Raw genomic sequence first — 25617 nt, forward strand, 5'->3', positions numbered from 1 at the left:
GAGCGCTAGTCTGAGGGGAGAAGGGAGGCGCCGATGTCGCTGCGCCACGGACTGCTCGGCCTGCTCGCGGAGGCGCCGGCGAGCGGATACGACCTCGCGAAGCGATTCGAAGAGCTTCTCGGTGCCGTGTGGCCGGCCCGCCACCCGCAGATCTACGGGGAGCTCGCGCGCCTTCGCGACGAGGGACTCATCGAGATCGAGAGCGAGGGCGCTCGAGCACGGAAGGTGTACCGCCTGACGAGCGAGGGTGAGGGAGAGCTGCACCGCTGGCTGCTCTCGGAGCCCGATCACACGCTCCGCTACGAGCCCCTCCTGAGGTCGTTCTTCTTCTGGACGCTGACGCCCGCGGAGCTGCTGGACGTCGCCGTCGCGGAGGCCGCCCACTACCGCACACTCCGCGACACGTACGCGCAGATCGCGCAGGCGAAGGAGGCGTCGGGGCATACCCAGACGCCATCCGGACGCTCGGTGCGCACAACGCTCGAGGCCGGGGTGCGACTGTACGACGCGCTCGCCGAGTGGGCGGAATGGGTCTCCGAGCAGGCGAGGAAGGACCAGTCCGGCAGCAGCTGAGCCCTTGACCGCAGACGCTGTCAACGGGTTCCGCCGAGACCGCCCGCTTCTGTGGGATGGACGCATGCATCGCATCGCCTCGCTCACCGGCACGGTCCTGAAGGCGCTCTTCTCGGGACTCGTGCGCGTGCGCCATCCGCGCCCCGTGCATCCCCATGGCGTCGCGCTCACGGGCGAGATGCGATGGCTCGGCCCGAGCGGCTCGGGGATCGCGTGGGTCGACGAGCCGCCGAGCGGCCCGCAGCGCGTGTCGGCCCGAGCATCGCGCTCGATCGGCGTGCCCGCGCCCTTGCCCGACGTGATCGGCCTTGCGCTCCGTGTGGACGATGAACGCGGCCGCGTGCACCTCGCTCTGGCGTCGACGGGGCGTGGGCCCGTCTCCCGCTGGCTTCTCACGGCGCACCGGTCGCCCTCGGCGGCATGGCTGAGCACCTTCCTCCCCTACAGGGGCTCCCGGGGCTCTCTGCTGCTCGCCGCGCGGCCGCTCGCGCCGAGCGATCTGCCGAGCGAGCCATCCGCTCTGGCCGCCGCCCTGCGCGAGACGCCCTGGCGCCTGCGCCTGCACGTCGCCACCCCGACCGGGCGCTGGCATCCCTTCGCCGAGCTCACGCTCCGGCACGAGACCGGCGCGCTCGACACGTCCGAGCGCATCGACGTGGGCGCGCATGTTCCGCCGGGCGCGACGGTGGCGTCGTGGATCCACGCGATCCGCGACCCGTCGTACCGCGAGGTCCAGGCGTGGACGTCCGGGAAGCCAAGCGAACGGCCCCAGCCGGACGGGTGACCCGCCCTCCTCAGAGCTCCTCGTCGAGGCCCAGTTCGTGCGCGACCTCGACGGCCCGCCGCCGCGCGTCCCCCTCGAGCGCGCGGAGCGGCCGCGGCAGCGGGTCGTCCGCCGTGAGGCCAAGCTCCCCAGCGAGCGCGGCGACGACGCGCAGGCTCCCGTGCGCGCGGAAGAGCTGCCACAGCGGCTCGAGGCGCTCGGATGCCGCCGCCGCGGCGGCGTGATCGCCCCGGCCGGCAGGCTCGGCGATCGCCATCGCGGCCTGCGGGAAGAGGCCGCCCACCACCGAGTACCACACGGCGCAGCCGGCGGCGAAGCCCGCCGCGGCGAGCGGGTCGACCGAGATGCCGACGCTCACGCTCGCCGGGATGCGCCGCCGCAGAGCCCGGACCCGCTCCCGGGCAGCGAGCGGCTCGGCGGGCACGCCGGGGATCTTTATCGAGGCGATGTGGGGCAGCGCCGCCACACGCTCGAGGAGATCGTCGGTGAAGGCGAAACCCGTCGTCGTGGGGTTGTCGTAGACGACCACAGGCACCGACACCTCGGCCGTCACCGTCTCGAAGAGAGCGAAGACCTCGTCATGGGTCAGAGGCTGGTAGCTCAGCGCGGGCACGAGCAGACCCGCCGCTCCCGCCTCCTGCGCGTCTGCGGCGAGCGCGCGCACCTCGCTCGCCCGCAGCGCGCCGATCCCGACGAGCACGGGCTTCTCGCCCGCGCTCTCGACCGCGATGCGCGCCGCCTCCGCACGCTCGGAGCGCGACAGGTACGGGGAGCAGCCCGTCGAGCCGAGCGCGGTGATCGTGTCGACCTCGCTGCGCGCCAGGCGCTCCACGAGGCCCGCGTACGCGTCGCGATCGAGCGCGTCGTCGCGCAGCGGCGTGAGCGGGAACGCGCTCACACCCGTGAATGCCGCAGAGGTCATAGGTGCACCATAGTGCACTGGTGGGGCGGGTGCCAGCGTCAGCGGGCGCCCGCGGCGCGGGCGAGACGTGCGGCCGCGCGCACGCCGTCGCGCCACGGCTCGCCGTGGCCGGGCAGCATCAGCGGCGCCTCGACCTGCGCGAGCGCATCGAGCGAGGCGAGCGCGGCCCTGCTGTCGGCCGTCGCGGCGTTCGCGACGAGGCGCGGCCCGGTCTCGGCCGTGTACGGGTCGAGCGTGACGATCGCGTCGCCCGAGAAGAGGATCCCGATGTCGTCGAAGAGAAGCGCGCAGTGCCCGTCGGTGTGCCCCGGCGTCCACAGCGGCACGGGCGATCCCGGCACATCGAGCGGATGGCCGTTCGCGAGCGACGCGCGAGCGGTCACGCCGCGCACGCCGAGCGCTCCGTGCAGGACCATGTCGCCGAGCACGGGGAGCGCCTTCGGATACCGGGCGAGGTACGGCGGCCGGGCGCGCTCGGGGCGGTAGAGGTACGGATGGCGCGCGAGTCGTCGATCCCGCGCGTGGACGTGCACGGCGGTCTCGTGCGCGCGCTGCAGCCGCCGGGCGATCCCGACGTGATCGAAATGGCCGTGCGTGAGCACCACGGCGTCGATGTCGGCCGGTGTCGCGCGGAGGTGGCCGAGCACGTCCCGGAGCGCGCCCCACGTGCCCGGCAGGCCCGCGTCGACGAGGGTCATGCCGTCGGGGCGCACGACGAGATAGCAGTTCACGTGCGCGACATCGAGCCGGTGGACCCCCTCGGCCACCACGCTCCAGGATCTCGATCGATCGCGCATGAGAGCACCCTGCGTCCGCGCCGCCGCGTCCGCCAGGGGCTTGCCGCGCGCCGATCGGCGGTGTTAGGGATGGCACCGACGGGAGGAACCGATGGCAGCATGCGAGCGGCCATGAGACGCCGCATCGACTCGGGCACCGTGGTCGTGGTGCTCGGCGCCTCGAGCGGCATCGGGCGCGCGGCTGCGCACGCCTTCGCGCGGCACGCAGCGCGTCTGGTGCTCTGCGCACGCACGCCGGCCAGCCTCGAGGCCGCCGCGGACGAGTGCCGCAGCCTCGGTGCGGCCGACGTCCTGATCTTCCCCCTCGACGTCGTCGACGAAGACGCGGTCGCCGACATGCTCGCCTCGGTCGAGCGCCGCCTCGGACGCGTGGACGTCTGGGTCGCCGCGAGCTCCCTCTACAGTCTCGGCACGGTCGAGAGCACGCCGAGCGAGGTGACGCGACGCATCCTCGAGGTGAACCTCATCGCGCAGATGGAGGCCGCGCGTGCGGCCATCCCGTACCTGCGGAGGTCGCGCGGCGCGATGATCCTCCTCGGCTCCGTCTTCTCGGAGGTCCCCGCGCCGTTCGTCGGCGCGTACGCCGCGAGCAAGCACGGCATCGCCGGATTCGCGAAGGTCCTCCGCCTCGAGCTGCGCGGCGAGGTCGACGTGTGCCTGCTTCTCCCTGCGACGATCGACACCCCGATCCACCAGCACGCCGCAAACGCGACCGGCCGCGCGATCCGCCCCCTCCCTCCGCTCGTGCCAGCGGAGCGCGTCGCGAGCGCGATCGTCGAGCTCGCCATCCGCCCGCGTCGCCGTCGCGTCGTCGGCTGGACGCAGGGAGCGGCCGTCTACCTGCGCCCCCTGTGCCCGGGGCTCGTCGACGCGTTCATGTCGGCGTACATGCGCCATGTCGGCGTGCGCCGGATGGCCGCCTCCCCCTCCGAAGGGAATCTGTTCCACGTCGACCCCGGCTCGAACGCCGTGAGCGGCGGATGGCGGCGGTCGCGTGCGCGTGAGGAGAAGCGGACCGCTCGTCAAGCCCATTAAACCCGCGCGGGAGCAGAACATAGCCTCGGGTCCACGAAGAGAGCACTCCATCATGCGACCAGCCGAGGCACACATGCGCACAGCACTCACCGGTGAGATCGACGTCGAGGCCCCTCCCGGGGAGGTGTACGCGCGCTGGAGGGACGTCGAGGCGTTCCCCGAGTTCGTCGAGCTCGTGGAATCCGTCCGCCGTGTGGACGACATCCGCTCGTTCTGGACGGTGCGGCTCGGGCGGACCCCGCAGACGTTCTACGCCGACATCGTCGACGACGTGCCCGAACGGCGCATCTGCTGGCAGAGCACCGACGGCGCGCTCCACTCCGGACGCGCCGAGTTCGAGCCGCGCGACGGCGGCACCCATGTCGCGCTCGAGACGACCTGGGATGCTCCCGATCCGTTCGCCGCGATCGGCCTGCCGCTCGACCTCGACCACGACCTCGCCCAGCGTGACCTCGAGCGCTTCAAGCGCCTCGTCGAGGAGCGCAGCCGCGCCGCCCACTGACGTCGCTCACGCCGGGTCGTCCTCCGGCGGGTACCAGACGCGCTCGCCCTCGACGCGCGCGAACGACGTGAGCGTGTGCGGCCGGGACGCGGTCGGGCTCATGATGTCGACGACCTCGATCCCGCGCACGAGCAGCGCGTCGCCCACGAGCGAGCGGTGGCAGCGCCACGGAACCGCCTCGGCGCACATGATCGCGGTCCGCTGCCGCTCCGCGAGGCGGATGAGCTCGTCCACGCCGCGCGCGAACGGCTCGGTCTGCATGTAGTCGGCGTACGCGCGGAAGCTGCGGTTGCGCCAGGCTCCGTTGATCGACTCCTCGCCGACCCGCGTGTAGCGACGCCCTCCGAGATCCTCGAGACGCCGGTATGCGATGCCCACGTCCTCGAGCGCGCGCGGCAGCTCGTCGCGCCCGAACTGCGGGTTCCGACGCGATCCGACGACCGAGCGGATGTCGCACACGAGCTCGATCCCGCTCGCGGCAAGCATCGCGAGGAACTCCTCGATCGGCCGGTTGGAGTGCCCGACCGTGAACACGGTCGTCATCAGCGGAAGCATCCTCTGCAGTATGTCGCGGTTCAGGTCGTGACGGGCACGTACATCACGACGTGGAGGTCGGAGGCGTCGGATGGCACGAGCCGATGGTGCTCGAACGCGAGCAGACCCGCCTCGCGATGCCGGAACATCCGCCGCCGCGACGCGAAGCGCAGGATCTCGAGCTCGGCCCACTGGACGCGGAAGTCGTCGCTCGCCGCGCGCAGCCGCTCGACGATCGCGCGATGCCGCGGAGTGGCGAGGCGCACCCCGGCCTCGGCGCGGAACTCCGCGAGGAACCGCCGGCTGTCGCGCTCCCAGTCGGGCAGCATCTCGCGCAGCTCGGGGTCGGTGTAGACGAGCCACAGCAGGTTGCGGTCAGCCTCGTCGAGGGTCGCGATCCGCGGGTAGAGCCACGCGTAGCGCGCGTTCCATCCGGCGATCGCCCAGTCGGTCGCGACGATGAAAGCCGGGAAGTCGAGGGCGTCGACGAGCCGCTGCAGGTGGTCGGGCACCGCCTCGCGCTCGGGCGCGGGCTCGGCTGACTCCTGTTCGGCGAGCGCGAAGACGTACTCCGTCTCGACCGAGGTCAGCCCGAGCACGCGCGCGACGGCGGCGAGCACCTGGCGGGAGACGTTGATGTCGCGCCCCTGCTCGAGCCACGTGTACCAGGACCCGCTCACGCCGGCGAGCGTCGCGACCTCCTCGCGGGTGAGACCGGCGTCGCCGCGGCGGGCGGTCAGCGGCAGCCCCAAGGCGGAGCGGCTCGTCGTGCGGCGGCGCGCGAAAAGGAACTCGCCGAGCTGCTCGCGACGAGGAGTGCGCGGCCGGATCACGCTTTGATGGTACTGCGAGTACCGGTACTGACCGCATCTCCCGCTTCCTCGTGCGACGTGCGGAGATGGGAGCATGCCCGCACTCCGCTCTCGCACCATCACGCACGGCCGCAACATGGCCGGCGCCCGCGCACTGCTGCGCGCCGCCGGCGTCCCCGGCGCCGACATCGGCCGGAAGCCGATCATCGCGGTCGCCAACTCGTTCACCGAGTTCGTGCCCGGCCACACGCACCTCGCGCCCGTGGGCCGCATCGTCTCCGACGCGATCACCGCCGCGGGCGGGGTGCCGCGCGAGTTCAACACGATCGCGGTCGACGACGGCATCGCCATGGGCCACGGCGGCATGCTCTACTCGCTGCCGTCGCGCGACCTCATCGCCGACTCGGTCGAGTACATGGTGAACGCGCACTGCGCCGACGCCCTCGTGTGCATCTCGAACTGCGACAAGATCACTCCCGGGATGCTGCTGGCCGCGCTGCGCCTCAACATCCCGACCGTGTTCGTGTCGGGCGGGCCCATGGAGGCCGGCCGCGCGACGCTCGTCGACGGCACCGTGCGCACCCTCGATCTCGTCGACGCGATCTCGGAGGCCGTGAACGAGAACGTCTCGGATGCCGACATCCAGCGCATCGAGGAGTCGGCCTGCCCCACCTGCGGATCGTGCTCGGGGATGTTCACGGCGAACTCGATGAACTGCCTCACGGAGGCGATCGGCCTCTCGCTCCCGGGCAACGGGTCGGTGCTCGCGACCCACACCGCGCGCCGCGCGCTCTACGAGAAGGCCGGCTCGCTCGTCGTCGACATCACGCGCCGCTACTACGACGAGGACGACGCCTCGGTCCTCCCGCGCAGCATCGCGACGCCTGCCGCGTTCGGCAACGCGATGGCGCTCGACATCGCGATGGGCGGGTCGACGAACACGATCCTGCACCTGCTCGCTGCCGCGCACGAGGCCGGCGTCGCGTTCGGGCTCGATGAGATCGACGAGGTCTCGCGCCGCGTGCCGTGTCTCGCGAAGGTCGCGCCGAACGTCGCGAACGGCCGGACCTACTACATGGAGGATGTGCACCGCGCGGGCGGCATCCCCGCGCTCCTCGGCGAGCTGCGGCGCGGCGGGCTCCTCGACGAGAACGTGCACACGGTGCACGCGCAGACGCTGGGCGCCTGGCTCGACGAGTGGGATGTCCGCGGCGGCTCCGCGAGCGACGAGGCCGTCGAGCTGTGGCACGCGGCTCCCGGCGGGCGCCGCTCGGCGACGGCCTTCTCGCAGTCCGAGCGCTGGGCGGCGCTCGACCTCGACGCCGAGGGCGGCTGCATCCGCGACGTCGCGCACGCGTACTCGAAGGACGGCGGCCTCGCGGTCCTGCGCGGCAACATCGCCGTCGACGGCGCGGTCGTCAAGACCGCCGGCGTCGATCCGTCGATCTGGACGTTCTCGGGCCCCGCGGTCGTGTGCGAGTCGCAGGACGAGGCGGTGCAGAAGATCCTCGCGAAGGAGGTCGCGGAGGGCGACGTCGTCGTGATCCGCTACGAGGGCCCCAAGGGCGGGCCGGGCATGCAGGAGATGCTGTACCCGACGTCGTTCCTCAAGGGGCGCGGCCTCGGCAAGAGCTGCGCGCTCATCACCGACGGCCGCTTCTCGGGTGGCACGTCGGGTCTCTCGATCGGACACGTCTCCCCCGAGGCCGCGGCGGGCGGGCTCATCGCGCTCGTGGAGGACGGCGACATCATCTCGATCGACATCCCCACGCGCGCGATCTCGCTCGACGTCGCGCCCGAGGAGCTCGAGCGCCGTCGCGCTGCGCTCGAGGCGGGCGGGGGCTACCGGCCGAGGAACCGCGTCCGCGAGGTCTCGCCCGCGCTGCGCGCCTACTCGGCCTTCGCGCAGTCGGCCGACAAGGGCGCTGTCCGGATCGTCCCCGAGATCTGATCGGGGCATCCGGATGCGAGAGGATGGTCGGGTGCTGCGCCCCGCTCAGACCGACGACGCCCCGGCCATCCTCGCGCTGCGCGATGCGCTCGCGCGCTGGCATCTCTCGCGCGGCATCCGCCAGTGGACGCCCGGGCAGGTGCCGCTCGCCGAGATCCAGGCGCAGATCGCGGATGGCCAGTGGCACGTCCTCGATGATCGCGACGGGATCGAGGCGACCGTGCGGGTGCTCGACGACGACCCGCTCTTCTGGCCCGACGCCGAGGGAGACGACGCCGGATACATCCACGGCCTCATGGTCGCGCGGTCGCGCGCGGGCGAGGGCCTCGGCGGGCGCGTCCTCGCGTTCGCCGAGGGGATGATCCGCTCGCGCGGGTGGGCCGCGGCGCGCCTCGACTGCGTCGCGTCGAACGCGGATCTCCGCAGCTACTACGAGGGCCGCGGGTACGTCTTCCAGGGCATCCGCGAGTTCCCGCCGGAGATCGGCCGCGTGCCGGCCGCGCTCTTCGAGAAGCCGCTCGACTGAGGATCGTGGGCGGAGTTCCCCGCTCCCCCGCTCGGTGAGCCGGGGCGTCCGCCCACGATCGGCTGTCAGGAGGGGATCGCCACCGTGAGCTGGCGCATCCGCTCACGTTGCGACGCCGCCTCGGCATGCTCGACATGGAAGCAGTCGGCGTGCGCCGCGCGGAGCGCCGCCATCACCTCGCGCGAGACGTCGAGGCGATCCACGGGCTGCGCGCCCTGGGGGAACGCCCGCACATCGTCGAAGTCGTTGTCGTCGAGCAGCAGCAGGAAGTAGGGCGGGATGCCCTCGGGCGTCGCGAGCGGAACCAGGGCGTACCCCGTGGCACCCATGTCGGCGAGGACGGTCGCGAAGCGCTGCGAGACGATCGGCGCGACGGGCGTGCTCGACCAGAGGATGTCGCCGAGACGGCCGCCGCGCTCGAACGCGAGTCGCAGCGGCGGGAGCGACGCGAGATCGCCCGCGGCGAGGACCTCGTCGATCGCGCGCCCGTCGGGCAGCTCCCACCAGCGCTCGTCGTCCCATCCGTCCCAGGCGATGAGAGCCCAGGCGTCGTCATCCGCGCAGCAGCCCTCGATGACCTCGCGGCCCGCGTAGCCGCGGCGGCCGCCGATCTGCTTGAGCACGGGTCACCGCCCCGTCGGACGGTGGTAGCCGTCGGTCAACGGCGGGAAATGCGGGATGGGCACGGGTCGCTGCGACGGGTGCCTCCCGTTCGCGGCGCCGGCACGGCGGAAACCGTCGCGTCTGTGGGGGTCTGCGTTCTGCAGGGGTTCGATCATGGTGCACGTCCTCGTCTGTCGTGTGGTCTTCGTCGATCACGCGATGTCGCACTCCCGGGTGCGAGGGCAACGCCGGCGGCGCGAGTGCGCCGCCGGCGTTGAGGAGGCCTCTTACTTGAAGGCGTCCTTGACGTTCTCTCCGGCCTTCTTGAGCTTCGCGCCGAACTGGTCGGCCTCGCCCTCAGCCTCGAGCTCTTCGTTGTCCGTGGCCTTGCCGGTGGCTTCCTTCGCCTTGCCCGCGATGTCCTGCCCGGCGTTCTCGATCTTGTCGTCGAGTCCCATGGGGCCTCCTCTCGTCGTGCCTTCGGTCGTGCAGACCATTCGACTACACGCGACGGGCAGGCAGAACGGGGTTGACAGAGTGAGGAGGAGAAGGCAGGGGCCCTGCGCGCCTCTCATCGCTCGTATCTCTTTGCGAATGTGGAGTTATCCACAGTTCGGGATTGTTTGGTGGAATGTCCGATGGGGTGGGTAGTGTGGGGGTATGTCGAGGACGATGCCGCGGGAGGACGCGGGGGTGGGCTGGGAGCCCACTCCGGCGGAGGTCGCGGTGACGCGTTCGGCGGTGGAGCGGGCGCGCCAGGCGCGGGTGCTTCAGGCGCAGGCGGCGGCGATGGAGGCGCGGGCGCTGGCTGAGGCGGGGGAGGTCGCGCGGGCGCAGCTGGCGAGGTCGGGGGCGGTCTCGTCGCGGTATGACTTCCCGTTCCGGGCGATGGCGGGGGAGTTCGCGGCGGCTCTGGGGGAGTCGAAGGGGCGGATGCAGTCGCGGATCTCGGATGCGATGGTGCTGCTGGGGTCGTTCCCGGAGACGTTCGCGGCACTGGAGGGCGCGCGGATCACGGGTCGGCACGCGGACGTGATCCGGCAGGTCGGGATGCGGCTGCCGGATGGGCTGCGGGAGGTGTTCGAGGCCGCGGCCGTCGGGTACGCGGAGGGTGCGACGCCGTTCGAGACGCGGGTGTTCGCGGAGGCCCTGGCGGAGAGGCTGGATCCGGGGTCGTTCTCGGATCGGCATCGGTCGGCGATGGCGCGGCGGGGTGTGTGGGTGAAGGTGCTCCCGGATGGGACGCAGGCGCTGGAGATCGTGGGCGAGGCGACCCGGATCCAGGCGATCGCCCGGGCCCTGCGCCAGCACGCACGGGACCTGGCCCGGCAGGAACGCCGCGCCGCCGAAAACCACCACCGGTGGGGGCGTCGGGAGCGTTGCGGGCGCGGGTGCGGGTGTGGGTGTGGGCGCCGCGGGTGCGGGCGTCGCCGGTGGGTCGGGTGTGCGGTTCGAGGATTCGGAGCGGGTCGGTGAGGGTGGGGAGGGGTCGCGGACGGCGATGCAGATCGCGTCGGACCTCGCCGTGGAGGTCCTGTCCGCCCTGTGCGGCGACGCCGACGACACCCCCGCCCCCTGGAGCACAGACACGAACGCAGACGGCGCGGACGCGACGGATGTCGGCGATGCGGACGCGGGCGCGACGGGGACGATGGAGCCCGGCGCGGATTCAATGGAACCCGACTCGGACGGCGCGGACCCCGCGGACGCGGGAACGGGCACGACGGCGCCCGAAGTGGATGCCGCGGGTGCGACCGCGGACACGGATTCGGCGGCCCCCGATGCGGCCGCCGAGGACGACGGCGCGAGGCCCGACGCGGACAGCGTGGACGCGGGTTCCCCGGACGGAGCGCCCCCGGACGGATCGCCTCCAGACGGAGGTCCTCCTCGTGTGGCGCCGTCGGTGCGGGGCTTGGTGGGGGATGTGGATCGGGTGCTGTCGCGGGTGCGGGCGGTGGTGCAGGTCACGGTCGCGGCGACGACGCTGGCGGGGTTGGATGACGAGCCGGGGTTCCTGGCCGGGTACGGGCCGATCGACGCGGACACCGCCCGCAAGCTCGCGGGGAACGCGGCGGGGTGGGAGCGGGTGTTCTGCCATCCCGACACCGGGGCGCTGCTCACCGTCGACCGGTACACCCCCACCGCGGCGCAGAAGCGGTACCTCCTCGCCCGCGACGAACGCTGCCGCACCCCCGGGTGCCGCAACCTCGCGATCACCGCCGACCTGGACCACACCATCCCGTACGCCCAGGGCGGTGTCACGGACGTGGGCAACCTCGCCTGCCTGTGCGAGGGATGCCACCAGGACAAGCACCACACGCCCTGGCAGGTCAGGCAGCTCGGCGACGGGGTCCTGGAATGGACCAGCCCCGCCGGACACACGTACACCGAGAAACCACCCCCGCAGGTCCGCGCGGAAGCCACCCCGAACCCGCTCATCGCCGACGCCCTCGCCCGCCACCACCGCGACCGCGAGCAGGCCGAGCAGCGCCGCCGCGCCCGCCAGCACGAACGCGAACAGGAGCGCGAGCAGGAACAGCACCAGCGAGAGCAGGAGCACCGCCAGCGTGAGCAGGAGGAGCGGGAGAGGCGGCTGCACCTCGAGATCGAACAGGACATCCAGGAATGGCTCCGCCACTACCGGACAACCCCCGAATACCTCGCCCAAGCCCTCCTCGACGCCGACGACATCGCCCACCACGAAGACCTCGACCACGGCCCCGGCACACCCCCACGCACCGAACCGCAACCGCAGCTCGCCACAGCAGCACCCTGAAACCGGCCCGCCGGCGGAGGCCCGGACGGGCGGACGCATGGCGGACGGAGACGCGGGCGACGGAATCGCGAGGAGGCCTGGGCCGACGGAAACGCGGCGGACACGGACGCGAGGAGACGCGAAGGCGCGGAGACCCCCGGCTACGACACGGCGGGGGCGATGTGCTCCTCGACGAGCGTGACACCGCCGAGCACGTTGGCCGAGGTCGCCAGCTCCTCGAGCCAGGCTCGGTTCAGTTCGGGCGCGACCGGCTCATCGAACTCGAAGCGCAGCGGGATGGCGGGGTGCACCCAGATCGTGCTTCGGCCCGCGGGCTCGCCCTCGGGATGGCGCCACGAGACGGCGAAGCTCTCGTGGCGGCGGAGCTTGGTCACGATCACGGCCTTGAGGTGCGCGAGGGTGCGATCCTCGATCGCGATCGGCAGCGACTCGGAGCCGTAGTAGAGGACGCCCATGCGCACGACCCTACGCGACGCCGCGGCCGGTCAGGAGGCGACGGCTCCGTCCTCCGCATCGTCGTCCGCCGCAGCCGCACCCTCGACGAGCGCCTTGAACCGCTCGAGGTCGCGCTGCATCGGGCGGTCGCCGAGCTCGGAGCCTGTGCCCTCATCGCCTTCGACCTCCCACGCCATGCGCAGCACGATCCGGGTGCCCGTGCCGTCGCGAGAGAGGTCGACACGGCCATTGTGGAAGACGCCGTCGGTGCTCTGCCAGGCGATACGCTCGGGAGGGGTCTGATCGACGATGTCGACGTAGAAGTCGTCGGAGACGCCCTCGATCGTGGCCGACCATCGCGAGCGCACCTCGTCGATGCGCCGCACGGAGTCGATTGCGTCGATGTAGTCCGGGAACGACTCGACCGCCGTCCAGCGACGGTAGGCCTCCTCGATCGGCACGTCGACGTGGATCTGCGCAACCTGCGTGGTCGTCATCTTCCCTCCCCAGGGCTGACGTCGGGCGTCGGGCCGCCCTCCTGGTGAACAGATCCTAGACCCGTGGTGGGCATGCCGCACCCACCTTCCCGTCAGCCCGAAGAGACCCGGTCCAGCAGACCCCCCTCGTCGACGAGCTCGAGTGCGAGCACCCGGTACCCCGCCGTCTCGAAGAACACGGTCATCCGATCCTCCTCGACCTCCATGACGGTGCCCTCGCCCCACTCGCGATGACGCACGCGATCGTCCGCGCGGAACGCCGCATCCGGCGCGTCTGACACGTCTGACACGGCAACGTCCGTCAGATCCGGCCCCTCTCCCCGCTCCTCCGCGCACACATCGCAGTTGCCGCACGCGTCGGCGAGCTCCTGGCCGAAGTAGCCGAGGAGCACCTGGCGTCGGCAGCGCCGCGCCTCGGCATACGAGCGGAGCATCTCGATGCGCGATCGGTCGATGCGCTCCCGGTCCTCGACGTGCGCGAGCGCGGCGTCGACCGCCGAATCGTCGTCCACCCCGCGCACGAGCGCCGCCCCTCGCCGGTCGAGGCGCACCGTGCCGGTGTCGGACAGGAGCGTGAGCAGGGCCGAGACCCTGCGGGCCGGGACGCCCGCGGATTCCGCGATCTCCGCGCGGCGCCGGCGTCCGTCGCGGATGGCCCGGAGAACACCCCGCAGATCGTCCGGATCGGCAGAGCGGGCCGCGAAGTACCGGCGCAGCGCGAGGTCCTCGGGCCGATAGTGCAGCGTCGCCTGCGCGGCCTCGCCGTCGCGACCGGCGCGACCCATCTCCTGGTAGTACGCATCGAGCGACTCGGGCGCATCGGCATGCACGACGAAGCGCACGTCCTCCTTGTCGATGCCCATCCCGAACGCCGAGGTGGCCACGACGACGTCGACCTCGCCGTCGAGGAACGCCTCATGCACGCGATGGCGCTCGGCGGCGCGAAGACCCGCGTGATAGGCCGCAGCGCGCACGCCGCGATCCGCGAGCTCGTGCGCGTACCGCTCGGTGTCCTTCCGCGTCGAGGTGTACAGCAGACCCGTGCCGCGGAGACCGGCGACCTCGTCGACGACGGCGGAGCGCTTGGCGGCGTCGTCGCGGTGGCGGCGGACGGCGAGAGAGATCTCCGGACGATCCATGTCGCCCACGAGCACCGCGGGCTCGCGCATTCCCAGGCGCCGCACGATCTCCTCGCGGACGGGCGTCGACGCGGTCGCCGTGAGGGCGACGATCGGCGGGCGCCCCAGCCGATCGGCGAGCCCTCCGAGGAGGAGGTAGTCCGGGCGGAAGTCGTGCCCCCACGACGTGATGCAGTGCGCCTCGTCGACGACGAGCAGCGAGACATCGCATGCGGCGAGCGCGTCGAGGACATCGTCCTTCACGAGCTGCTCGGGTGCGAGAAGCGCGTACTCCGCGTCGCCCTCGCGAATCCGACGCCAGGCCTCTCTCTGAGCGCGCACGCCGCGCGCGGAGTTCAGTGCGACCGCACCGGGCGCGGATGGCGCATCTCCGAGCCCGGCGAGCTGATCCTCCTGCAGGGCGATGAGCGGCGAGACGACCACCGCGAGCCCCGGGCGCAGCGCACCGGCGACCTGGTACACCGCGGACTTGCCCGATCCGGTCGCCCAGACCGCGAGCACGTCACGCCCCTCGACCGCCGCGGCGATCGCCTCCGCCTGCTCAGGGCGAAGCCGATCCAGCCCGAAGCGCTCGCGCGCGGTGCGCTCGATGTCGGCGCGGCTCATCCCTCGTCGCCATCGGCCGGGCCGCGTCCCGCGTCGAAGCGGGCGCGATACCGCTCCTCGGCCTCGTCGAGCAGCGCGTCGGCGAGTCTCGCGACGGGTTCGACGTCGGCGAGCAGCGGCTCGCAGTCGGGGCCGCGACCGGCCTCGCGGCCGCGCAGAACCCACGCATAGCGCTCGGCGTCCTTCTCCTCCAGGTGGCGGTACTGGCAGAGCTGGCGGGCGAGCCAGTCGTCGAGCGGGCGCGTCCACCACGGTTCCGGATCGAGCGGGTTCACCGACAGGCCAGGCAGCTCGAGGCCGCTCTCGGTGTCGATGCTCGTCCGCGACGCGTCGGCATCGGGCCCCGCGGAGTAGCGCACGTGCAGGCCCCTCGCCGCGCGGACCGCGGCCGCGAGCTCCTCGAGCGTGCGCAGAACGGGCAGGCTCATGCGAACACCACCGCCATCCCGCCCTCCGGCCGCGCCGGGATGCGCCGCAGGCTGATGCGCAGATCCTGCGGCAGAACCTCGTACCGCGAGCTGTTGACGAGCAGCGACAGCGCCTCGGCGACGAGATCGGATGTCGCGAGCTCGCCGGGGCACCGGTGCGCTCCGAGGCCATCGCCGACGCCCTGCGCGACGATCGCGTGCGGCGAGGCGTCCGCGAAGCGGAACGGGTCGAACACGTCCGGCCGCTCCCAGAGCTCGGGCGAGTGGTCGGTGCCGTAGAGGTCGAAGAGGAGGCACTGGCCTGCCGGGAACTCCTCTCCGCGCAGGCGGAACGGCGCGGTCGCGATCCCGCCGATCATCGGGAAGAAGGGGTAGAAGCGCCGCACCTCGTCGGCCATCCAGCGCGTCGTCTCGGCGTCGCCGGTCCCGACCCGCGCCGCCCATTCCGGATGCGCGTGGAGCGCGTGGCCCGCGAACGCGACGAACCGGGCCACGGCGACGACGGGGCGCAGGAGGTTCAGCAGCTCGACCGCGGCGACCTCGACGTCGAGCGGGCGGCCATCCTCCTCGTGGTGCGCGAGGCGACCGACGATCGAGACGGCGTCTCCGCGGGATCGGGCGGAGGACACGAGCGACGCCGCCCAGCGCTCGACCCGGCGACGGTGCGCGCGTGCCGCCCAGTTGCGGGGGCCGACGCTCGCCGCGCTGTCGATCATGCCGCGCAGTCCGGCCGTGATCGCGCGCTCCTCCACGGGCGGCGGCATCACCCCGACCCAGTGGAACGCAGCGCGTGCGAGCGCCGTCGTCGCGAGATCCAGCAGACTCGTCCGCTCCCCCGACACCTCCTCCACCGCGGCGCCCCACTCGGAGCGGAACAGCGCCACGAGCGTCCCGCGCCCGCGCTCGGCGATCTCGACGAGGAGCGCGCGGCGCACGCGGTGCCGTTCGCCCTCAAGCGCCTGGACGCTGCCCTCGTCCTGCAGGAGGTGCATCGCGGATCGCGGGATGGCGCCGCTGCGTCGGAAGCCGCCCGCGCCGAAGACGTGGGCGGCCTCGGATCCGCGGGCGACGACGACGGGGCGCCCGACGAGCCGGGTGCGGAAGGCGTCGGCCCCGACGTCCCGGTATCCGCGGAGGCCGAAGGCGTAGCCGTCGCGCGCGAGGCGATGGGTGGCGTCGAGGCACAGCGTCGGGACGCCGTCCGCGGCGGATCCGTCGGAGGGCCTCGAGGGCGCGGAGGCGGATGCGGTCATGCTCCGAGGTAATCAGGGCGCAGGGCCGGATCCCACGGGGTTGACAGGCGCCTCCGGCACGGGGCAGCCCGACGACGGGTATCTTCGCGCGCCCTCGCCCCTCACGTTCGACAGGCGTTGTCAACCCGTGTGCTCCGGAGGATCGCGGACGCGACACTGGACGGCACATCAGCGGACGGATCGACAGCGCTGTCGAGAGCGGAGGAGAACCGTGAGCGTGATCTCAGATGCCCGAGAGGCCCGGAGCGCGACGCCGGAGGCCGTGCGGTCCCTGGGCGCGCGGCTGATCCCGGTGACCCTGACCTGCTATCAGGTCGCCGTGGGCGACCAGGTGCGCGGATACCTCTGCTGCACGAGCGAAGGATGGGAGTGCTGCGCCGGACGCGCCCTGGACACCGCCGAGGACCTCGGCGTGCGCCGGACGCTCCTCGAGGCCGTGCGCACCGTCATGGGGTAGCGCCGCTCAGCCCTCGTGATCGCTTCCGAGCACGACGCCCGCGAGCGATCCGGAGAGCTCGTGCCGCGCCCGCTGCCGTTCGGCGCCCGTGCCGCGCACGAGGATGTCCCGCGCGCCGGTCTGCGCCCGCTTCGCATCGCCGTTCGCGCGCAGGGCCGCGCGGACGTGACCCAGCAGCGCCTCGACGGCATCCGCCGCGGGCACCGCGCGCCCCGTGCCCGGGTCGACCAGGTCGCCGCGAACGCCCCACCGCGCCGCCATCCACGAGGCGAGGCGGATGCTCGGCGTCGGGATGTCGGGGGCCGGCTCGCCCGCGCGCCATGCCGCGGCCGCGGTGTCGACGAGGGCCCGCACGAGGACGGCGATCGTGATCGTGTCCTCGGGATCGAGGCAGACGTCGGCGACGCGGATCTCGACGGTCGGATGGTGCCGCGACAGACGCGCGTCGAAGTAGAGCTGCCCGTCGTCGAGGATGCCGCCCGTCGCGAGGAGCGACTGCACGAGCTGCTCGTAGCGGGCGGGCGTGTGCAGGAGCTCGAGCGGACCGGCGGTCGGCCACTGGTGCCACACGACATGACGGTAGCTCGCGTACCCCGTGTCGGCGCCGTCGCGGAAGGGCGAGTTGGCGCTGAGGGCGAGGAGGATCGGCAGCCAGGCGCGGATGCGGTCGAGGACGGCCACACCCTCCTCGGCGTCCGCGATGGACACATGCACGTGAAGGCCGCATTCGAGCGTCGCCGCGGCGAGTCCGCGGAAGCGCTCCAGCACCGCGTTGTAGCGCGGGCTCACGCTCGTGTGCGGCCGGCCGCGGATGGGCGACGTGGCGAGCGCGACCGCGCGCGCATCGAGCTCGCGAGCGAGACCATCCGCCGTCTCCCGCCCCGCGAGCACGAACGACCTCAGCTCGTCGGCCGTCGCGCACGGGGGCGAGATGACCTCGAGCATCTCCTGGTCCATCTCCGACTCGAGCGCGAAGCCGGCCAGCTCGCGGCCGGCCGCCTGCGCGAGGATCTCGGGCGCGAGCGGACGCGGCCGCCCCGTGGTCGCGTCCACGAGCAGCAGCTCCTCCTCCACGCCGAATGTCCTCATGCTCGAGTATCCGCACGTGCGCTCGCGCGACGGGAGGTGCTTGCCGGAAGGGCTCCGGATCGGGTAGCGGGCGCGTAACAGAGCCTTCACACGGCGCGGGATCGGCCGCAACACGGCTCCGCTCGAATGAGACGACCATTCGAGCCCGGCGACGAGGAGCCAGATGACCACGTCCACGCAGTCGCGTCCCACGATCTCCGCCCCGACCGCACCGCCCTCCCCCGCCAGGCGGCTGCTCCCCGCGAGCCGACGCCGACCGGGCCCGCTCCTCGTGACGGCCCTGTTCTCACTCGGCTGGGTCTTCATGTACGCCGATCGGAACATCCTCTCGCCCGTGATGACGGTGATCCAGGAGGAGTGGGGCCTCTCGCGCACCGAGCTGGGCCTGATGTCGACGGTGTTCTTCCTCACCTACGCGCTCATGCAGATCCCGACGGGGTACATCGCCGATCGGTTCGGCCGCGTGCGGGTCGTGGTCGTGGGCTACGTGCTCTTCGGAATCGGCACGATTCTGAGCGGCTTCGCGTCGACGTTCCTCATCTTCCTCATGTTCCGCGCGTTCACGGGCGTCGGCGAGGGCACGTACTACAGCCCCGTCTACGGCATCTCGTCGAGCTACGTCTCGAAGCGCTGGCGCGGCGTCTCGGCGGCCGTCATCAACAGCGGGATGGCCGTCGGCATCTCGCTCGGATTCATCGGGTCGAGCTATCTGACCTTCACGCTCGGCCTGCCGTGGCACGTCACCTTCCTCGTGTTCGGCATCGCGACGGTCGTGGTGGCCGGCCTCATCCACTACTTCCTCGCGCCGATCGACGACGAGCACCGCGCGCAGCTCGCCGCCGCGCGCACCGTGGCGACTCCCGACGCGCCGGCGCGACGCGCGCTCTTCTCGCGCAACCACCTGCTCACGTACGTGCTGATCTTCTGCTCGCTGTACGGCTTCTTCTCGATGCTCACGTGGCTGCCGACCTACCTGCAGCAGGTGCGCGACGTCGCCCCCGCGCAGACGGGGATCATCGCCTCCCTCGTGCCCTGGGCCTCGATCCCCGGGGCCATCGTGCTCAGCATGCTCGCCCGCCGGATGTCGAACACACGGCCGCTGATCATCGCCCTCGCGCTGCTGGGCGGCCTCTGCCAGATCCTCGTTCCGCTCACGGGCGACTACGCGCTCATGATCGCGGGACTCGTCGTCTACGGCCTCGTGGGCAAGCTCGCGCTCGACCCGATCCTCATCGCGTTCCTGGCCGAGAACACGCCTCAGGAGATGTACTCGCGGGCGTACGGCTACTTCAACTTCGCCGGGATGCTGTCGTCGATCTTCGCTCCGTACATCACCGGCGCCCTCGCCGACGCGACCGGCATGCTCGAGTCGGGCTTCTATCTCTCCGCAGCGCTCCTCCTCGTGGGCGCGATCGCGTTCTGCTTCACGAAGCCCTCGCGCGTGGAGGCGTGATGACGGGCGGGGCGGTCACCGGGTGCCGCAGTCGCCGCCGCAGGCTGCGGGCCTCCTTGGCGGCCTCGACGGCCTGCACGATCTGGGACACGACGACCACCCCCACCATGAAGACCGCCACTCCCGCGAGGACGAGCACCTCGACGACGGCGCTGGCGGCGGATGCGCCGCGCACGAGCACCTCGCTTCCGACCGACTGGACCGTGGACATCGGCTTCTCCCTCTTCGAACGACGGTGATCCCACTCTCGCGGGCGGCAGCCGCGAGGGGATCACCCCGCAGGCCGAACCGCGTCATCCTCGAGAGGGACATCCGCCGCGCACCCGGCTTCCGGACCATCCCGGCCTCCGTGAGAGAATCGAGGGTTGCCGCCGCCGTGCGGCGAGAACCCCCGAAGCGCAGAACGGAGCGGCCCGAGTGAGCGGAGTCCCCAGGGACGTCGCACGCCTCACCGAGGCGCGCGAGGGCGCGGCGCTCAGCCTCGTCCGCAGCCGCTGGGCACCGCTCATCCTCGCGATCTTCCGGGCCTCGTTCTCGCAGGAGATCAAGCAGGTCCGCGCCGAGCGCCTGCACGTGCAGGTCGACACCTACCTGCACGAGCTGCGCGATGCGGGCTTCGAGGTCCCCGCGCAGGAGGAGGGGCGCGCGCTGTGCCTGTCGTGGATGCGCAGTCAGTGGCTGCGGCGCGTCCCGCTCGACGACGGCGGCGAGGCCTACGAGCTCACGTCGCACGCCCTCGCCGCGATGCGGATGCACAGCGAGCTCTCGCGCGAGCGCGCTCTGCTCAGCGAGTCGCGGCTCACGACCATCCTCGACGCGGTCCGCCGCTGGGCGACCGAGGCGAACCCCGACGAGACGACGCGGATGGCCATGCTCGACGCCGAGATCGCGCGCCTCACGGCCGAGCGCGACCGCATCGCGGCGGGCGGCGAGGTCGAGATCGCCGACGACGAGCGGATGCTCGGGGGCTACACGGATCTCGTCGACCTCCTCGGTCAGCTCCCCGGCGACTTCCGCCGCGTCGAGGAGGCGCTCGACGCCATCCACGATCAGATGGTGCGCGACTTCCGCGCCGAGGAGCGCCCCAAGGGCGAGGTGCTCGGCGAGTACCTCGCCTCGAGCACCCGCCTCGCGTCGCAGACCCGCGAGGGCCGCGCGTTCCAGGGCGCCCTCACCGTGCTGAGCGATGAGGACCTGCTCGCCGAGTTCCGCGAGGACCTCCGCGCGATCATGAGCCATCCGTTCGCGCGCGACCTGTCCCCCGACGAGCGCGCGGCGTTCGTCAACGCCGACGCGCTGCTGCGCCGCGGTCTCCGCGACGTGCAGACGCGCCAGCAGCGGGCGTCTCAGTCGCTCGCCGAGTACCTCGCGGCGTACGACTCCCTGCAGGAGCGCGAGGTCACCCGCACGCTGCGCCGGGTCGAGCAGGAGCTCGCGGTGTGGATGGAGACCGCCCGCGCCCGCGACACCGTCCCCCTGCCGTGGATGCCGTCGCGCCTCGACATCGAGCACCTCCGCACGCGCTTCTACGATCCGAGCCGGGAGAAGCCCGCTCCCGCGCTCGAGGACGTCTCCGACCTCGCGCCGGCGCCGCCGTCGCTTGACGACGTCCGGCGTCAGGGCGGCCCGCTGCTCGACGAGGTGCGCCGAGGGCTCGACGCCGCGGCCGCCGACGGCGCGACCACCCTCGCGGAGGCGTTCAACGCCCTCCCGGACGACCTGCGCCGCCCCGTCGAGGTCTTCGGCCTCGCCTACCTCGCCGCCCGCGACGGCCTTCCCGGCGGGATCGCCGATGACGGGGGCGTCGTCCGCACCGTCCGCCCCGACGGCACCGAGCGCGCGCTCGCGCTCCCCCGCCTGCAGCCGCCGACCGACCTGACAGGAGACGACGATGACGACGCCTGACGACGCCTTCACGACGCCCGACGCGATCGAGAACGCGCCCGACGACACCGCCCTGTCGCTCTTCGACGGCGACGACGGCATGCTCACGCTCGAGCAGCGCCGCTGCCTCGTCGTGATGCTCAAGCACCAGATCATCACCGACGAGCGCGAGGAGTGGCCCGTCCTCCTGCGCGACGCGCGCCTCATCAAGAGCCGCCTCAACGACCTCTTCCTCGACCTCGTGATCGACCGCGATCGCGGCGTCGCCTACAAGGTGCAGATCCGCTCCGACGCGTCGGGCTACGTCCCCCCGCTCCTGCGCGACTCCGCCTACACCCGCGAGGAGACCGTCCTCCTCGCGCACCTGCGCCAGCGGCACCTCGCCGAGCGCGGCAGCGGGCGCCCGCACGCCCACATCGACCGCGACGACTGCCTCGCCGCGGTGGCGCAGTTCCGCCCGGCGCACGCGACCGACCGCTCGGGCGACGAGAAGAAGGCGGGCGCCGCCGTCGACTCGCTCCTCAAGTCCGGCATCCTCGTGAAGGCCGACGGCGACGACCGCTTCCTCATCTCGCCCGTGATCGAGACGCTCCTGCCGATCGACCGGCTGCGGGTCATCCAGGAGTGGCTGGCCGAGCAGAACCGCCCCGAGAACGCGCTGCGGCGGCGGATCGAGCCGGCGGCGGATGAGCCGGAGGACGCACCGCAGGACGAGGACGACGAGGAGGACGCCGCGTGACGGATCTGCTCATCGCCGGGTACGACGACGAGACCGCCCAGTGGCGCGCGAGCCACCTCCAGGTGCTGAACTGGGGCGGCTTCCACGGCCACCACCGCGTGGACTTCGACCGCGAGGCGACCCTCATCTCGGGCGGCTCCGGCACGGGCAAGAGCACGCTCCTCGACGCGTACATCGCGCTCATGATGCCGTCGACCGTGCCGTTCAACGGCGCCTCGAACGACGCGACGGTCGGCCGGGCCCGCGGTGCCGACCAGCGCAACGTGCTGACGTACCTGCGCGGCAAGCGCGACACCGTCCGCGATGTCGAGCGCGTGCTCCGCGGCGACGGCACGAGCGCGTGGGGCGCGATCTCGATGACCTTCGTCGACGGCTCCGGCCGGCGGTACACGGCCCTGCGCACGTACTTCGCGCCCGCGGGCGCCCAGCGCAGCACCGAGGTGCGCACGCGCCAGCTCACCGTCGAGGGCGACTTCCATCTGCCCGATCTCGCCGACTTCGCGGACGGCCGGTTCGATCCGCGCGCCCTGCGGGCCCGGTTCACGGGGCTGCGCTCCTACGAGACGACCCAGGACTTCCTCTCCGCGGTCGCCGCCCGGCTCGGCATCGGCGAGGGCGGCAACAGCGACAACGCCCTGCGCCTCCTGTCGCGCATCCAGGCCGGCCACCAGGTGCGCACCGTCGACCGGCTCTACAAGGAGATGGTGCTCGAGGAGCCGCCGACGTACGCGGCCGCCGACGCCGTGCTCGCGCAGTTCCAGGCGCTCAAGCAGAGTCACGAGAGCCTCGCGACCGACGAGGCCAAGGAGCGGATGCTCGCCGAGATCGCGCACCTGCACGACGACTACGAGAGCGCACGAGACCGCGTCGCGCGCCTCGACCGCTACGGCCTCACGCGCGGCGACGACGCGACGCCCTTCCGGCTGTGGTGCCTGACGACGGAGTACCGCCTGCTCGGCGAGGCCGAGGAGGCGAACAAGGCCGCGCGCGACGCCGAGAAGGAGGCGCTCACGCTCGCCCTCTCGGCCGAGACCGCGCTCGCGGTCGAGGTCGAGGAGATCAAGGAGCAGCGGGCGCAGAACGGCGGCGACCTGCTCGCCCGGCTCGACGCGCGGGTCGCGGAGGCGCGGGCCCGAGCGGCCCGGATCGCCGACGCCCGGCGCACCCTGCAGGAGCGCGTGCGCACGCTCGGCGCGGACTTCCCCACCGAGAGCGCGCTGCGCGCCGTGCAGGATGCCGCGGCGACGTTCCTCGAGGGCGTCGACGACCGGCTCGCCGAGCTCAAGCGCCGTCGCGACGAGGAGGTCCTCGCGATCGGCGACCTGACCCGCCGCCGGCGCGGCGACGCCGCAGAGCTCGAATCGCTCTCGGGGCGCGACAGCCTCATCCCCGACGCCTACGACCGCACCCGGCGCGAGATCGCCCGCGCATGCGGGCTCGAGCCATCCGACCTGCCCTTCGCCGCCGAGCTCATGGACGTGCACCCCGACCACGAGCCGTGGCGCACGGCCGCCGAGGTCACCCTGTCGGGCATCGGCATGACGATGCTCATGGACGCGCGGCGGCAGCGGCAGATCCGCGAGGCCATCGAGTCGATGAAGCTCACGCGGCGCATCCGCTTCGACGGCGTCGACCTGTCGGAGGACGCCGAGACCCCGTCGGACCCGCGGTACATCTCGGGGCGCCTCATCTTCCGGGACTCGCCGTTCACGGCGTGGGTCAAGCGGCGCGTCGTCGCGGGCGACCACCTCTGCGTGGACTCGCCCGCCGAGCTCGGCGGCGACGAGCCCAAGGTCACCGTCAACGGCCAGACGTCGCACGGCCGGCGCGGTGCGCACGGCCGCGATCCGCGCGAGCGCTCGATCCTCGGCTTCTCGAACGCCGCGCGTCGGCAGGAGATCGAGGCGGAGATCGCCGAGACGACCGCCCGCATCGCCGCGCACGAGGAGGCCCGAGCCGCACACGAGCGCGAGGCCGACGAGGTGCAGCGCGTCGCCGAGGCGTACCGCCGCGTGCAGGACGTCGAGTGGGCGTCGATCGATGTCGCCTCCGTCGAGAAGGAGGTCGCCGAGCTCGAGGCGCAGCGCGAGGCCATCCTCGACCGGTCGGACCTTCTCGTCGAGCTCGAGGAGCGGCTGCGCGATGCGGCGGAGCGCCTCGAGTCGGCGCGCGAGGAGCGCTACCGCCGCGCGGCCGCGCTCGAGGACCTCGAGCGCACGTGGGGCGCGATCGTCGACCGGCAGGATGCCGTCGCGACCGAGCGCGACCGCCTGGCCGAGCGCCCCGACATCGTCCTGACCGACGAGGACGCGGCGCACCTCGACCGGGAGTTCCGCCGCATCGAGCCCGACGCGACGCACGACCGGTTCGCGAAGGCCGTCCCCCGGCTCGCCGACGAGCTGCAGCTGGACGTCCGCCGCGCGCACGCCACGCTCGACTCGGCCGCGGCGTCGCTCGAGCGCATCTTCGCCGCCTACAACGAGAGGTGGCCGGATCCGAACCGCGGCACGACCGTCGACGCGTACGACGAGTTCGCCGCCATCTACGAGGAGATCACGCACCACGGCCTCTCGCAGCACCGGCTCGAGTTCCGGCGTCACCTGCAGGAGGTCAGCACGATGGACCTCAAGATGCTGAGCGACTCGTTCGGCCACGCCCTGCTGAGCATCGAGGAGCGCCTCGAGCCGGTCAACGACATCCTCCGCGATCTGCCGTTCGCATCGGAGACCGACCGGCTCCGCATCGACATGCGCCATCTGCACCCCGAGCGCATCGAGTCGATCAAGACGCAGCTGAGGGAGCTCTCCGCGGATGTCACGGGCGAGTGGACCGCGGAGGAGGCCGACCGGCGCTTCGCGCGTCTGCAGGAGTTCATCGACCTCATCGACCTCCCCGAGTCCGGCGTCAACCCGCGCCGAGACGAGGTGCTCGACGTGCGCCGCCACATCGAGATCACGGCGAGCCGCATCGATCCCGAGGGCCGCGAGGTGAGCACGTACTCGACCCTCGGCGACAAGTCGGGCGGCGAGTCGCAGGAGCTCGTGGCGTTCATCGTGGGCGCCGCCCTGCGGTACCAGCTCGGCGATCAGACGCGCTCCTGGCCGCGGTTCGCGCCGGTCTTCCTCGACGAGGGATTCGTCAAGGCCGACAGCGCGTTCACGGGGCGCGCGATCCGCGCGTGGCTCGGCCTCGGCTTCCAGATCATCGTCGTGGCGCCGCTCGACAAGGTGACGACGCTCGAGCCGCACATGGGGCTCAACCTCTCGGTCACGAAGAACGACGCCGGCTACTCGTTCATCACGGCGTTCCGCGACGTCGCCCTACGCTGAGACCGGCGCGCCCTGCAGCGCGTGCACGACCGGAGCGAGCTCGGGTCGTGCAGCGGCCTCGTCCAGCACGCGCTCGAGCGTCTCGTCGTGGATGGGGCGCGCCCGCTCGAAGAGATCGCGTCCGGCGGGCGTGAGCTCGGTGTAGATGCCGCGGCGGTCGTCCGCGCAGAGGACGCGCGTGAGCAGCCCGCGGTCCTCGAGCCGGTTCACGAGCCGCGTCGTCGCGCTCGCGCTCAGGGCGGCGGCGCCCGCGAGCTGCTGCATCCGCATGTGCCACCCGTCCTGACGGCTCAGCGCGTCGAGCACCGTGTACTCGACGACCGAGAGCTCGACGGATGTCGCGAGCGCGCGCTCGAGGGCGGTCTCGATGAGGCCATGCAGGGCCGCGAGCGTGCGCCATCCCTGCGCGCGCACCTCGACCGCGTCGTCGGCGATTCCCATGTCTCCTCCAGATAGTTGCTTGCGCGTTGTATCCGCGTGTGGCAGTATTTCT

27 protein-coding genes are annotated in these 25617 nt (G+C 72.4%); 13 read left to right on the forward strand and 14 right to left on the reverse strand.

What is annotated here, in order from left to right:
- The first annotated feature begins 33 nt into the window (after window positions 1-33).
- Together GC092_RS15345 and GC092_RS15350 are read left to right on the forward strand one after the other, a co-directional pair.
- Window positions 34-573 (forward strand): helix-turn-helix transcriptional regulator, encoded by a 540-nt coding sequence (locus GC092_RS15345; RefSeq protein WP_324013093.1) that lies wholly within the window; start codon window positions 34-36, stop codon window positions 571-573.
- Between the two features lie 64 nt (window positions 574-637).
- On the forward strand, window positions 638-1357 hold the full coding sequence (locus GC092_RS15350; RefSeq protein WP_324013095.1) for a hypothetical protein: 720 nt from the start codon (window positions 638-640) through the stop codon (window positions 1355-1357).
- A gap of 10 nt (window positions 1358-1367) precedes the next feature.
- Here GC092_RS15350 and GC092_RS15355 read toward each other — a convergent pair whose 3' ends face one another.
- Window positions 1368-2279, reverse strand: coding sequence for a dihydrodipicolinate synthase family protein (locus GC092_RS15355; protein ID WP_324013096.1), 912 nt, complete (start codon window positions 2277-2279; stop codon window positions 1368-1370).
- Between the two features lie 38 nt (window positions 2280-2317).
- A complete protein-coding gene (locus tag GC092_RS15360; RefSeq protein ID WP_324013098.1) occupies window positions 2318-3046 on the reverse strand; it encodes an MBL fold metallo-hydrolase in 729 nt (242 codons plus the stop codon).
- 141 nt (window positions 3047-3187) lie between these two features.
- Here GC092_RS15360 and GC092_RS15365 point away from each other — a divergent pair, with 141 nt between their 5' ends.
- On the forward strand, window positions 3188-4111 hold the full coding sequence (locus GC092_RS15365) for an SDR family NAD(P)-dependent oxidoreductase (protein WP_324013100.1): 924 nt from the start codon (window positions 3188-3190) through the stop codon (window positions 4109-4111).
- A 73-nt stretch (window positions 4112-4184) separates the two neighbouring features.
- Window positions 4185-4613: an SRPBCC family protein gene (locus tag GC092_RS15370; RefSeq protein ID WP_324013101.1), complete on the forward strand. Its 429-nt coding sequence runs from the start codon at window positions 4185-4187 to the stop codon at window positions 4611-4613.
- Between the two features lie 6 nt (window positions 4614-4619).
- Here the strand turns inward: GC092_RS15370 and GC092_RS15375 are convergent, their stop codons facing one another.
- Entirely contained in the window at window positions 4620-5156 is a 537-nt protein-coding gene (locus tag GC092_RS15375; protein ID WP_324013103.1) for a DUF488 domain-containing protein, read from the reverse strand.
- Window positions 5157-5188: 32 nt separating this feature from the next.
- Complete coding sequence (locus GC092_RS15380; protein ID WP_324013104.1) at window positions 5189-5980, reverse strand: helix-turn-helix domain-containing protein; 792 nt, start codon at window positions 5978-5980, stop codon at window positions 5189-5191.
- Between the two features lie 73 nt (window positions 5981-6053).
- Between GC092_RS15380 and ilvD the strand changes: the two genes are divergently transcribed.
- The gene (ilvD, locus tag GC092_RS15385) at window positions 6054-7910 is read left to right on the forward strand and encodes a dihydroxy-acid dehydratase (protein ID WP_324013105.1); all 1857 of its coding nucleotides are present in this window, start codon (window positions 6054-6056) and stop codon (window positions 7908-7910) included.
- 31 nt (window positions 7911-7941) lie between these two features.
- Window positions 7942-8436: a GNAT family N-acetyltransferase gene (locus GC092_RS15390; RefSeq protein WP_324013107.1), complete on the forward strand. Its 495-nt coding sequence runs from the start codon at window positions 7942-7944 to the stop codon at window positions 8434-8436.
- Between the two features lie 65 nt (window positions 8437-8501).
- On the opposite strand, the gene GC092_RS15395 is transcribed toward GC092_RS15390, so the two are convergent.
- A complete protein-coding gene (locus tag GC092_RS15395) occupies window positions 8502-9059 on the reverse strand; it encodes a hypothetical protein (protein WP_324013109.1) in 558 nt (185 codons plus the stop codon).
- Between the two features lie 267 nt (window positions 9060-9326).
- Window positions 9327-9497, reverse strand: a complete 171-nt coding sequence (locus GC092_RS15400; protein WP_271174638.1) for a CsbD family protein — start codon at window positions 9495-9497, stop codon at window positions 9327-9329.
- Between the two features lie 202 nt (window positions 9498-9699).
- On the opposite strand from GC092_RS15400, the gene GC092_RS15405 reads away from it, so the two are divergent.
- Together GC092_RS15405 and GC092_RS15410 are read left to right on the forward strand one after the other, a co-directional pair.
- Complete coding sequence (locus GC092_RS15405; RefSeq protein WP_324013111.1) at window positions 9700-10515, forward strand: DUF222 domain-containing protein; 816 nt, start codon at window positions 9700-9702, stop codon at window positions 10513-10515.
- 25 nt (window positions 10516-10540) lie between these two features.
- Window positions 10541-11815: an HNH endonuclease gene (locus GC092_RS15410; RefSeq protein WP_324013113.1), complete on the forward strand. Its 1275-nt coding sequence runs from the start codon at window positions 10541-10543 to the stop codon at window positions 11813-11815.
- A gap of 140 nt (window positions 11816-11955) precedes the next feature.
- Here the strand turns inward: GC092_RS15410 and GC092_RS15415 are convergent, their stop codons facing one another.
- From GC092_RS15415 to GC092_RS15435, 5 genes are all read right to left on the reverse strand, one after another.
- Window positions 11956-12270, reverse strand: coding sequence for a DUF7882 family protein (locus GC092_RS15415; RefSeq protein ID WP_324013115.1), 315 nt, complete (start codon window positions 12268-12270; stop codon window positions 11956-11958).
- A 30-nt stretch (window positions 12271-12300) separates the two neighbouring features.
- Complete coding sequence (locus tag GC092_RS15420; RefSeq protein WP_324013116.1) at window positions 12301-12747, reverse strand: SRPBCC family protein; 447 nt, start codon at window positions 12745-12747, stop codon at window positions 12301-12303.
- Between the two features lie 92 nt (window positions 12748-12839).
- Window positions 12840-14492: a RecQ family ATP-dependent DNA helicase gene (locus GC092_RS15425; RefSeq protein ID WP_324013119.1), complete on the reverse strand. Its 1653-nt coding sequence runs from the start codon at window positions 14490-14492 to the stop codon at window positions 12840-12842.
- Entirely contained in the window at window positions 14489-14920 is a 432-nt protein-coding gene (locus GC092_RS15430) for a DUF6098 family protein (protein ID WP_324013121.1), read from the reverse strand. The genes GC092_RS15425 and GC092_RS15430 overlap by 4 nt, the downstream gene beginning before the upstream one ends.
- A complete protein-coding gene (locus GC092_RS15435; protein WP_324013123.1) occupies window positions 14917-16173 on the reverse strand; it encodes a cytochrome P450 in 1257 nt (418 codons plus the stop codon). Before GC092_RS15435 ends, GC092_RS15430 begins: the two co-directional genes overlap by 4 nt.
- Window positions 16174-16384: 211 nt before the next feature.
- Here GC092_RS15435 and GC092_RS15440 point away from each other — a divergent pair, with 211 nt between their 5' ends.
- Window positions 16385-16630, forward strand: a complete 246-nt coding sequence (locus GC092_RS15440) for a hypothetical protein (RefSeq protein ID WP_324013125.1) — start codon at window positions 16385-16387, stop codon at window positions 16628-16630.
- Between the two features lie 6 nt (window positions 16631-16636).
- Here GC092_RS15440 and GC092_RS15445 read toward each other — a convergent pair whose 3' ends face one another.
- Window positions 16637-17719 carry a carboxylate-amine ligase gene (locus GC092_RS15445; protein ID WP_324013126.1) on the reverse strand — a complete coding sequence of 361 codons (1083 nt, stop codon included), beginning with the start codon at window positions 17717-17719 and terminating at the stop codon, window positions 16637-16639.
- A 163-nt stretch (window positions 17720-17882) separates the two neighbouring features.
- Here GC092_RS15445 and GC092_RS15450 point away from each other — a divergent pair, with 163 nt between their 5' ends.
- The gene (locus tag GC092_RS15450) at window positions 17883-19172 is read left to right on the forward strand and encodes an MFS transporter (RefSeq protein ID WP_324013127.1); all 1290 of its coding nucleotides are present in this window, start codon (window positions 17883-17885) and stop codon (window positions 19170-19172) included.
- Here GC092_RS15450 and GC092_RS15455 read toward each other — a convergent pair.
- Window positions 19144-19383: a hypothetical protein gene (locus GC092_RS15455; RefSeq protein WP_324013129.1), complete on the reverse strand. Its 240-nt coding sequence runs from the start codon at window positions 19381-19383 to the stop codon at window positions 19144-19146. The genes GC092_RS15450 and GC092_RS15455 overlap by 29 nt on opposite strands.
- A gap of 206 nt (window positions 19384-19589) precedes the next feature.
- Here GC092_RS15455 and GC092_RS15460 point away from each other — a divergent pair, with 206 nt between their 5' ends.
- Genes GC092_RS15460 through GC092_RS15470 form a run of 3 tightly spaced genes read left to right on the forward strand, consistent with a single transcriptional unit; the run spans window position 19590 to window position 25124 of the window.
- On the forward strand, window positions 19590-21077 hold the full coding sequence (locus GC092_RS15460; protein ID WP_324013131.1) for a DUF3375 domain-containing protein: 1488 nt from the start codon (window positions 19590-19592) through the stop codon (window positions 21075-21077).
- Window positions 21064-21795, forward strand: a complete 732-nt coding sequence (locus GC092_RS15465; RefSeq protein ID WP_324013132.1) for a DUF4194 domain-containing protein — start codon at window positions 21064-21066, stop codon at window positions 21793-21795. Before GC092_RS15460 ends, GC092_RS15465 begins: the two co-directional genes overlap by 14 nt.
- The gene (locus tag GC092_RS15470) at window positions 21792-25124 is read left to right on the forward strand and encodes an ATP-binding protein (protein ID WP_324013134.1); all 3333 of its coding nucleotides are present in this window, start codon (window positions 21792-21794) and stop codon (window positions 25122-25124) included. Before GC092_RS15465 ends, GC092_RS15470 begins: the two co-directional genes overlap by 4 nt.
- On the opposite strand, the gene GC092_RS15475 is transcribed toward GC092_RS15470, so the two are convergent.
- On the reverse strand, window positions 25116-25565 hold the full coding sequence (locus tag GC092_RS15475; protein WP_282978498.1) for a MarR family winged helix-turn-helix transcriptional regulator: 450 nt from the start codon (window positions 25563-25565) through the stop codon (window positions 25116-25118). The two genes, GC092_RS15470 and GC092_RS15475, sit on opposite strands and share 9 nt — an antisense overlap.
- Window positions 25566-25617 lie beyond the last annotated feature (52 nt).

Source organism: Microbacterium sp. JZ37 (assembly GCF_035188445.1).
In the GTDB taxonomy this organism is placed as follows: Bacteria; Actinomycetota; Actinomycetes; order Actinomycetales; family Microbacteriaceae; genus Microbacterium; species Microbacterium barkeri.